This is a genomic window from Parolsenella sp., from assembly GCF_982402205.1.
In genome coordinates this window covers 1-8751 of record NZ_CEVYAT010000061.1, presented here as the reverse complement: position 1 = coordinate 8751, position 8751 = coordinate 1, and the positions used below count along the sequence as shown (strand labels likewise).

General features: G+C 64.1%; 7 protein-coding genes. 4 read left to right on the top strand and 3 right to left on the bottom strand.

The window, feature by feature from the left end; genetic code table 11:
• The coding region (locus AC1VTH_RS04685; RefSeq protein WP_481334970.1) for a 3-hydroxyacyl-CoA dehydrogenase NAD-binding domain-containing protein at positions 1–189 on the bottom strand (189 nt) is incomplete at its 3' end.
• Positions 190–253: 64 nt separating this feature from the next.
• Positions 254–814, bottom strand: coding sequence for a DUF2798 domain-containing protein (locus AC1VTH_RS04680; RefSeq protein ID WP_481334969.1), 561 nt, complete (start codon positions 812–814; stop codon positions 254–256).
• Between the two features lie 665 nt (positions 815–1479).
• Here AC1VTH_RS04680 and AC1VTH_RS04675 point away from each other — a divergent pair.
• The 4 genes from AC1VTH_RS04675 to AC1VTH_RS04660 all read left to right on the top strand — a co-directional run bounded on the left by AC1VTH_RS04675 (position 1480) and on the right by AC1VTH_RS04660 (position 7739).
• Positions 1480–2208: a DUF554 domain-containing protein gene (locus AC1VTH_RS04675; RefSeq protein WP_481334968.1), complete on the top strand. Its 729-nt coding sequence runs from the start codon at positions 1480–1482 to the stop codon at positions 2206–2208.
• A 93-nt stretch (positions 2209–2301) separates the two neighbouring features.
• A complete protein-coding gene (locus AC1VTH_RS04670) occupies positions 2302–3987 on the top strand; it encodes a TerB N-terminal domain-containing protein (protein ID WP_481334967.1) in 1686 nt (561 codons plus the stop codon).
• The gene (locus tag AC1VTH_RS04665) at positions 3984–5291 is read left to right on the top strand and encodes an ATP-binding protein (RefSeq protein ID WP_481334965.1); all 1308 of its coding nucleotides are present in this window, start codon (positions 3984–3986) and stop codon (positions 5289–5291) included. Before AC1VTH_RS04670 ends, AC1VTH_RS04665 begins: the two co-directional genes overlap by 4 nt.
• 27 nt (positions 5292–5318) lie before the next feature.
• A complete protein-coding gene (locus tag AC1VTH_RS04660) occupies positions 5319–7739 on the top strand; it encodes a DEAD/DEAH box helicase (protein WP_481334963.1) in 2421 nt (806 codons plus the stop codon).
• Here AC1VTH_RS04660 and AC1VTH_RS04655 read toward each other — a convergent pair.
• A complete protein-coding gene (locus tag AC1VTH_RS04655) occupies positions 7736–8599 on the bottom strand; it encodes a spermidine synthase (protein ID WP_481334962.1) in 864 nt (287 codons plus the stop codon). The genes AC1VTH_RS04660 and AC1VTH_RS04655 overlap by 4 nt on opposite strands.
• Between the last annotated feature and the right edge of the window lie 152 nt (positions 8600–8751).

Sequence of the window (8751 nt, the reverse complement as noted above, 5' to 3'; positions counted from 1 at the left end):
GACGCCATTCTTCACGAGGGACTCCAGCGAAGCCGCCACGCGCTCGCGCGCGAGCTCGCTCGACTCCTCCGTGCGGTTCTGCGCCCACACGTCAAGCCCGGCCATCGCGAACTTAAGCGCGTAGCTATACCCGATGACGCCGGCACCGACCGACGCCACCTTCTTAATCTGGATGCCGTCAATCTCCATGCAATGCCTCCCAGTCGAGGAAACGCAGGTCCCGTAGGCCTGCCTTCCCTGAGTATAGGTCTGGCTATACCGCCTCGGCAGCGAAGCCGTCCTTCTCGTCCTCGCCACCAAGGGCCCCGAGGTTCATCGGCTCGACCGGCTTCTCAAGCACGGTCCCCACGGGAAACGCGCGACGGAACACAAGGCGAGCAAAGGGACCGGCTACAAGGAGGTTCCACGGCAGAGCCATCGCGAAGTTCCAAGGGATGTTCGAAAGCCAGGCCATGGGGACAATCGCGAGCGTGCCAGCATGGAAGGCCCCCTCAAAGGCACCATAGAGCGACATGATGATCACCATCGGGACAACCATGCAGCTGGAGACCGCGAGCGTCATCGCGCGGGGAGAACTCTTCCCCGGCGTCACGAGATACTTGAACGCAAAGCCTTTGGCGAGCGGTCCCGCGATAAACACGTCGCACAGCATCGCAAAGACATAGGCAGGCGGAAAACCAATCCAAGCATCGACAATCACGTCAATCCCAACGTGTCCGTACATGCGCGCGACGTTGTAGATGGACATCCAAAGCACCATGCAGAAGCACATGATGACGGTGAAGATCAGGCTCTCTCGCTTGTTGGTAGGCATATGTGGGCGATTCCTCTCCGTTTGTCTCCGCAGGCTGTGCCCGCGGCGATGGCCGCGCCAACAAAAAACGGGCGAGACGAAGTTTGAACTTCATCTCGCCCGTATGCGCATGCATGGCTGCGACTACATCCTATGTTGCATGGGCAACCCTACCACAGAACGCCATCCCTCCGTAAGCGTTCAATTTGTGAAGAGTTGCCCAGCGGATGGAAGCGTCCCTCTCCTACTTGGCCCAAGGCACGCTGCAGCTCGGGTTCTCCTCGGAAGAGAACTTCTTCTCGAGGAAGGCCCACATCTCGTCGGCGGCCTCCATGATGGAGAGAGCGGCCTCGACGGGACAAACCTTCGAGGGGTCCTTCGAGGACTTGACGAGGTCGATGTCCTCCTCAGCGAAGAACTCGACATCGGCGGGCTCGAGGAAGCGACGGCCCGGTTCGGATCTTCTCAGGTTAGGCCACGCGTCCTCCGTCTCTTGGTCTAGCCGTAACTATACGCGCCGCAGCGAGCGCGCGAGCTGCGAGATTCGCGCAGCGGCCCGCCGGCACCGGCCCTGCGCCGGGGCACCGTCCGTTACCGCGGCCCGCCCGCACCATAGCCCGCGCTACGACCCCGCCCGCTACCACGAGCTTATACTGAAAGGTTGCCAGCGTATGCAAAGGAGCCAAATGCTCGGTCTCGGAACGCTCATCAACGTCGCCTGCATCGTCGCCGGCGGCGCGGTGGGGCTGCTTGCCAGTGGCATCATCGACGACCGCATGCAGCAGGCCCTGCTGCATGCCTGCGGCGTGTGCGTCATCTTTGTGGGAGCGTCGGGCGTTATGCAGCACATGCTGGTGGCGCAGGCCGCGGCAGACGGCACCATCTCCCTCTCCACCCAAGGCACCATGATGATGCTCGTCTCGCTCGCGCTTGGCACCGTCGCGGGCGAGCTGCTCGACATCGACGCCCGCTTCGAGACCCTGGGAGAGCGGCTGCGCGACAAGACCGGCAGCTCGGGGGACACGCGCTTCGTCGACGGGTTCGTCTCGGCCTCGCTCACCGTCTGCATCGGCGCCATGGCCATCGTGGGGTCCATCCAGGATGGTCTGCCGGGCGACTGGTCGACGCTTGCCCTCAAGGGAGCGCTCGACGCCGTCATCGTCTGCTCGATGGCCGCCTCAATGGGGCGCGGCTGCCTGTTCGCGGCCCTGCCGGTGGGCGTGCTGCAGGGCACGGTCACCGCGCTCGCCACGCTGCTCCACCCCATCATGACCACCGCCGCGCTCGCCAACCTCTCGCTCGTGGGCTCCGCCCTCATCTTCTGCGTGGGCGTCAACCTCATCTGGCCGCGCACGTTCAAGCCGGCCAACATGCTGCCTGCCGTGGCCATCGCCGTGGTCTGCGCCTTCGTGTAGCCGACAAGGGCATCGCCGTCCTTTCTCATTACAAACACATGTTCGTCATCGTGGTATGATGCTGTTCTCGCACCCATGTTGAGGGGAGGCATCGTGGCGAGGGCAGACATCCAGAGCATCATCGACCGCATAAACGCGCAGGCCGAGGGACGCCAGACCGGGGCCTTCGCCACGCGCGTCTATACCGACGAGCCCATCGTCTCGCGCGGCTCGCAGATGGCAAGCTACCTCCCCGAGCGCATCGAGCAGATGCGCGCCATCGTCCGCAACCCCGAGGCCAGGATGTGGCCGGCCGCCAAGCTCTTCTACGAGCAGGCCCGCGTCATGGAGGACTACGAGGACGACGTCCCGTTCTACTCCACCTTCAGCCACTACTTCCCCACCTACGAGGACATGAGCAACCGTGACCTGCGCCGCTACTTCTCGTGGCGCACGCAGGTGCGCCAGGGCAAGGTGTCGCCCACCAGCCTCTCGTTCGTCTTCGTGCTCTTCTACGAGCTGCTGTGCGGCGTGGGGGCCAGCGACGCGCGCGACGGCTTCGAAAAGATCTGCTCGCTGTGGCAGAGCTACCGCGTCTTCGACGGCAAGCTCGACCGTCATGCCAAGCGCTGGCTGCGCGACTACGCGGCCTGGCACAACCTGCCCGTCGAGCTCATCACCCCCTACGTCGACCTCGAGTTCGACCAGGCCGTCGTCGCCCTCAAGCGGGGGCTCGCCACCTGGCGCGAGGTCTCCACGCTCGCGAGCTCACCCGTCCAAGACGAGCTCCTCAACGCGCTCGAGAAGCTCTCGAGCTACCAGCTGGGGTCGAGCAGGCTCTACAGGGAGCGGCCGGACACGCTTGTGGCCGTCACCTGCGGCTCGCTCTCCCAGCTTGCCGTCTATTACGACAAGCACCGCAAAAGTGGCCTTGTCGAGACCCTCTTTGGCTCGCCGCTTGCCAAGAGCTATCCCATGTTCGCCTCGGCCGTGTTCTGGGCGCCCCGGCGCCATGAGGACTGCACCTACGAGCTCGACGAGGTCAACCGCTACGTCTGCGCCCGCGGCGCATGGCATCGCGAGGAGTACCTCGAGAGCCGCGGCCGCAATGCCAAGCTTGGCAGCATCGTGCGCACCATCGACCAGCGCCTGCGCCTCGTCCTCGACTACGAGCACCCGCTCGCCGAGGGCGCCACGCCCAAGTACCTCGCCAAGATCATCGACGAGCAAATCGCGGCGCGCCTCGAGTGGGAGCGCCAGCGCGAGGCGCGCCGCGTGAGGATCGACCTGGGCCAGCTCGACCAGATCCGCGCGGCGGCCAGCGTCACGCGCGAGGCCCTGCTCGTCGACGAGGAGCGCGCGGGCGCGTCCGACCTTGCCACGCCCGCGGTCGTAGCCGATCCCGTGCCCAGCCACGCAGACGCAGCCGCGGCCGGCCCCGCGCTCGAATGCACGAGCGACAGTCCCCGCATCGAGGGGCGGGTCACAGAAGGCCCCCTCGCGCCGCCAGAGGGCGCATCGGGTGCCGAGGACAGTCCCAAGCGTCAGACCGCGGCCTCGGAGCTCCAGGGTGCCCAGGAGGGCCCCTATGGCCTCACGAGCGCAGAGCTCGCCATCGTGAGCACCCTGCTCGAGGGCGGCCAGCCCAACTTTGGAACCGTCTCCCCTGACATGATGGTCGACTCCATCAACGAGAAGCTCTTCGACCTTCTGGGAGACACGGCCATCGAGTTTGTCGACGGCGGCCCCCAGATCATCGAGGATTACCTGCAAGACCTGAGAGGAGCCCTTCTCCCATGAGCCCCAGCGAACCCAGCAACACCCCGCGCGTGCCCAAGCGCATCGCCGCGGTGCTCATAAACTCCCTCAAGGGCGGCGTCGTCCCCAGGATCGGCCTTCCCTACATCACGGTTGGCCGCAAGACCGAGATTGCCGCGCTGCTCCACGACCTTGACCTCATCGCCGACGGTGGTGCGAGCTTCCGCTTCCTCGTGGGCCGCTACGGCGCCGGAAAGAGCTTCCTGCTCCAAACCATCCGAACCCACGCGATGGGCAAGGGCTTCGTCGTGGCAGATGCAGACCTCTCGCCCGAGCGTCGCCTGCAGGGCAACAGCGGCCAGGGCCTTGCCACCTACCGCGAGCTCATCCGCAACGTCTCCACCAAGACGCGACCCGAAGGCGGCGCCCTGCAGCTCGTTCTCGACCGCTGGGTCGCCAACATCGAGAAGGCCCCAGACGCCACGGCGGCGCTCGAGGCCCAGATGGCGCCCGTCGAGGAGATGGTCCACGGCTTCGATTTTGCCCGCATCATGCGCATCTACTACGCCGCGGCGGGCGGCGACGACGAGCGCCGCAGCGCCGTGCTGCGCTGGCTGCGCGGCGAGTACCGAACCAAGACCGAGGCCCGCCAGGACCTTGGCGTCAACGTCTGCATCTGCGACGACAACTGGTACGACTACCTCAAGCTTTTTGCACGCTTCCTCAAGGGCGCGGGCTACGAGGGCATGCTCGTCCTCATCGATGAACTCGTGAACCTCTATAAGATTCCCAATTCCATCACGCGCCAGTACAACTACGAGAAGATTCTCACGATGTACAACGACACGCTCCAGGGCAAGGCGCACTACCTGGGCATCATCATGGGAGGCACGCCCCAGTCCATCGAGGACCGCAGGCGCGGCGTCTACTCCTACGAGGCCCTGCGCAGCCGCCTTTCCGAGGGCCGCTTTGCGCGGGAGGGCCTGTTGGACATGCTCGCCCCCGTGATCCACCTCAATCCGCTCACCTACGAGGAGCTGCTCGTCCTCATCGAGAAGCTCGCCGACATTCACGCCGGCTACTTTGGCTACGAGCGCAGGCTTGGCACCGAGGACCTCGTGCGCTTCCTCGAGATCGAGTTTGGCCGCGTGGGCGCAGACACCCACCTCACCCCGCGCGAGGTCATCAGGGACTTCATCGAGCTTCTCGACATCCTATGCCAGAACCCCGAGATGGGCATGGAGGAGCTGCTGGGCTCCAACCAGTTTGCCACGGCCACCTCGGGCGGCGCGTCCGGCGAGGCCGAGCAGCCCGGCCAGCGCAGCTTTGCCGAGTTCAAAATCTAGCAGCCACGCCATTCGAGAGGAGGGTGCATGGGCACGTTCGAGCGCTTTGCTCCGTTCATTCAGGACTTCATCTACGACCATGAGTGGGAGAGCCTGAGGGGCATCCAGGTCGCCGCCGCCGAAGCCATCTTCGACACCGACGCAAACGTGCTGCTCACCGCCCAGACCGCCTCGGGAAAGACCGAGGCCGCCTTCTTCCCCATCCTCTCGCTGTTCGACGAGGACCCTCCCGCCAGCGTGGGTGCCATCTACATCGGCCCTCTCAAGGCACTCATCAACGACCAATTCCTACGCCTCAACGACCTCTGTGCCGAGGCGAACATCCCCGTGTGGCACTGGCACGGAGACGTCTCGGCCTCCCACAAGGCCAAGATGCTCAAGAACCCAAGCGGCATCTTGCAGATCACGCCCGAGTCGCTCGAGGCCCTGCTGCTGCGCAAGCACGCCGCCATCTCGAGGCTCTTCTGCGACCTGCGCTTCATCGTCATCGATGAGGTCCACTCCCTGCTGCGCGGAGACCGCGGTGGCCAGACCATCTGCCTCATCGAGCGCCTCTGTCGCATGGCGGGCGTCAACCCGCGGCGCATCGGCCTGTCCGCCACCATCGGAGACCCGCAGGCCGTGGGCGCCTTCCTCTCCGCCGGCACCGGCCGTGGCTGGGTGGTTCCCCGCGTCGAAGAGCCACAGCGCACTTGGCGTCTCTCCATGGAACACTTCTACCTCAGCGGCCCCCAGGCGGCAGACGCCATGGGCGGGCAGGCAGAGGAGGCCCTGCGCGGCATCGACTACATTCGCAAGGCCAGGGGCGCAGACGCCAAGCAGGCGCGCGAGCTCACCCTCCAGAGCATCGTCCCAGACGAGGTCGAGGAACCCACGGACCATGCGGCAAGCCCGGCGCTCGACGCACCCAGCGACGCGGCGCCACGCGAGGCAGACCCCGGCCTGGGCTACATCTTTGAGCACGCACGCAACAAGAAGTGCCTCGTCTTTGCCAACTCGCGCGAGGACGCCGAGGCCGTCTGCACTGAGCTTCGCCGCTATTGTGAGGCCAGCCACGAGGCAGACCGCTTTCTCATCCATCACGGCAACCTCTCGAGCTCCCTGCGCGAGTCTGCCGAGGAGCTCATGAGGGACGACTCCCAGGCCCTCACCACCATCACCACCTCGACGCTCGAGCTCGGCATCGACATCGGCAGGCTCGAGCGGGCCTTCCAGATCGACGCGCCCTTCACCGTGAGCTCGTTTCTGCAGCGCATGGGCCGCACGGGCAGGCGCGGCACCCCACCCGAGATGTGGTTCGTCATGCGAGAGGAGCCACCTGAGCCGCGGGCGCTTCTGCCCGAGACCATCCCCTGGAAGCTGCTTCAGGGAATCGCCCTCGTACAGCTCTATCGCGAGGAGCACTGGGTGGAGCCTCCCCGACTCGACCGGCTCCCCTACAGCCTGCTCTACCACCAGACCATCGCCACGCTCGCAAGCGAAGGCGAGCTCACGCCCGCCGAGCTGGCGCAGCGCGTGCTCAACCTGACCGTCTTCCACCGAGTCTCCCCCGATGACTTCCGCGTCATGCTTCGTCACCTGCTCCTCACGGGGCAGATCGAGCAAACGGAAACGGACGGGCTCATCGTGGGCCTTTCGGGCGAGCGCGTGGCCAGCTCATACAAGTTCTACGCCGTCTTCCAGGAAAACATCGAGTACACCGTGCGCAGCGACTCAGCCGAGCTCGGCACCATCGTGGCCCCTCCCCCGGCGGGCGAGAAGATCGCCATCGCGGGAGCCACGTGGCTCGTCGAGGACGTCGACCACAAGCGTCACATCGTCTACGCCACAAAGGTGCGCGGCAAGGTTCCCGCCTACTTTGGCGAGTGCCCCGGCGACATCCACACCCACGTGCTCGAGCGCCTGCTCAAGGTCCTCGAGGAGCGCAGCGCCTATCCCTACCTCATGAAGAACGCAGTGGGCAGGCTTGCGCTTGCGCGCAGAGCCGCGGCCGCCGCGCAGATAGACATTCACCCGCTCATCAACCTGGGCGGAAACACCTGGGCCCTCTTCCCCTGGCTTGGGAGCTACGCCTTCCTCGCCCTCGAGAGGCTGCTCAAGATCAAATGCGCAAAGCAGCTTGGCCTGAAAGGAATCGATTCGTCGAGACCCTACTACCTCACCTTTGTGATGTCGGCGGGACCCAAGGAGTTCTTCGACGTCGTGACAACCGAGGCGGCAAGCAAGTTCGATCCCATGGAGCTTCTTTACAAGGACGAGCTTCCCCTGTTCGAGAAGTACGACGAATACGTTCCACCCGAGCTCGTTCGTAAGGGATTTGCCTACGGCACGCTCGACATCGAGGGCATGAGGAAACGCGTCAATGGCTGGACGGGCTATATCACAAGCTACGAGCTTCCTGCGGGCGGAGGCGTGCCCGGCGTCGATATCCCCTGGTTTGCCAGCTAGCCCCCATCGCGCATGGGCGCCAGGAGCATGGAGCCTTCATAGGGGAGAACGCCATCGGGCACAACGGAGCCGTTGGTCGCGTAGACGATGTAATTATCCTCGACTGAAAGCTCATCGCTGTCGCAGGGGAGCACGTAGACGTGCTCAAATGCCTCGCGAAGAGACGACATATACCTAAAGAGGAACGACACGTCCTGTCCCTCATTTGCAGACACTACGTTAGAGACAAGAACGCCGCTGGGACCAAGTACGCGAGCGGCAGCAACGGCGGCCTCAACCGTAGCCAAGGTTACGACCGGTTCACACCCAGAGAAAGCGTCGATGGCAATGCAGTCATAGGAAGAAGCGGGTGCAGCCTGGAGATAAGACCTGCCATCAGCCTCGATAGGATTGATGACCCCGGGATACCGCTGCATGCATTCATCAAGGAAGAACCACTTACGCGCAAGAGAAGTAACGGCAGGGTCAATCTCGACAACATCGAGCGATGAGACAAAGGGGTAGTCCTTGGCCACATGCTTGGGCCACGAATAGCCCCCTCCGCCAATCATCAGAACTCGAGTAGGCTTCTGGTCTCCATCAAACGCATGGTCAAAGCCGAAATAGTAAGAGAACACCGGATCAAGACGACGTTCATCGACATAGGAGGCGCTCTGGTACACGCCGCCAACCTGTAGCACGCGCACCAAGTCGCCGTTCTCAAGACGAACCGTCTTAATAACGCAATGACCGAACATCGTCTTATAGATGTGAGGGAGCCTGTCGAGCAAATCCCTAACATGACCCATGACAACACCCAACAAGAGAAGTAATAACGTCAGGCGAAGAATACACCAAGCACTCAAGTAGGAGGACACCACATAGAACTCATCGGTAGCGCAGGCTAAAGCTCCGAGACGAAGGGGACGCCCGCGGTGCCCAGGGCCCGTTACAAAGAAAGGGCCACCTGCCGGGGGTCCCCGCCCGGCGGCCCCGCGTTGGCCCAGACAAAAGGAAGGCGCCCGGTGGGTCG

Excerpts from the sequence above, each read along its gene's own strand:
- AC1VTH_RS04680 (WP_481334969.1), bottom strand. The coding sequence starts at position 814 with ATGCCTACCAACAAGCGAGAGAGCCTGATCTTCACCGTCATCATGTGC.
- AC1VTH_RS04675 (WP_481334968.1), top strand. The coding sequence starts at position 1,480 with ATGCTCGGTCTCGGAACGCTCATCAACGTCGCCTGCATCGTCGCCGGC.
- AC1VTH_RS04665 (WP_481334965.1), top strand. The coding sequence starts at position 3,984 with ATGAGCCCCAGCGAACCCAGCAACACCCCGCGCGTGCCCAAGCGCATC.
- AC1VTH_RS04660 (WP_481334963.1), top strand. The coding sequence starts at position 5,319 with ATGGGCACGTTCGAGCGCTTTGCTCCGTTCATTCAGGACTTCATCTAC.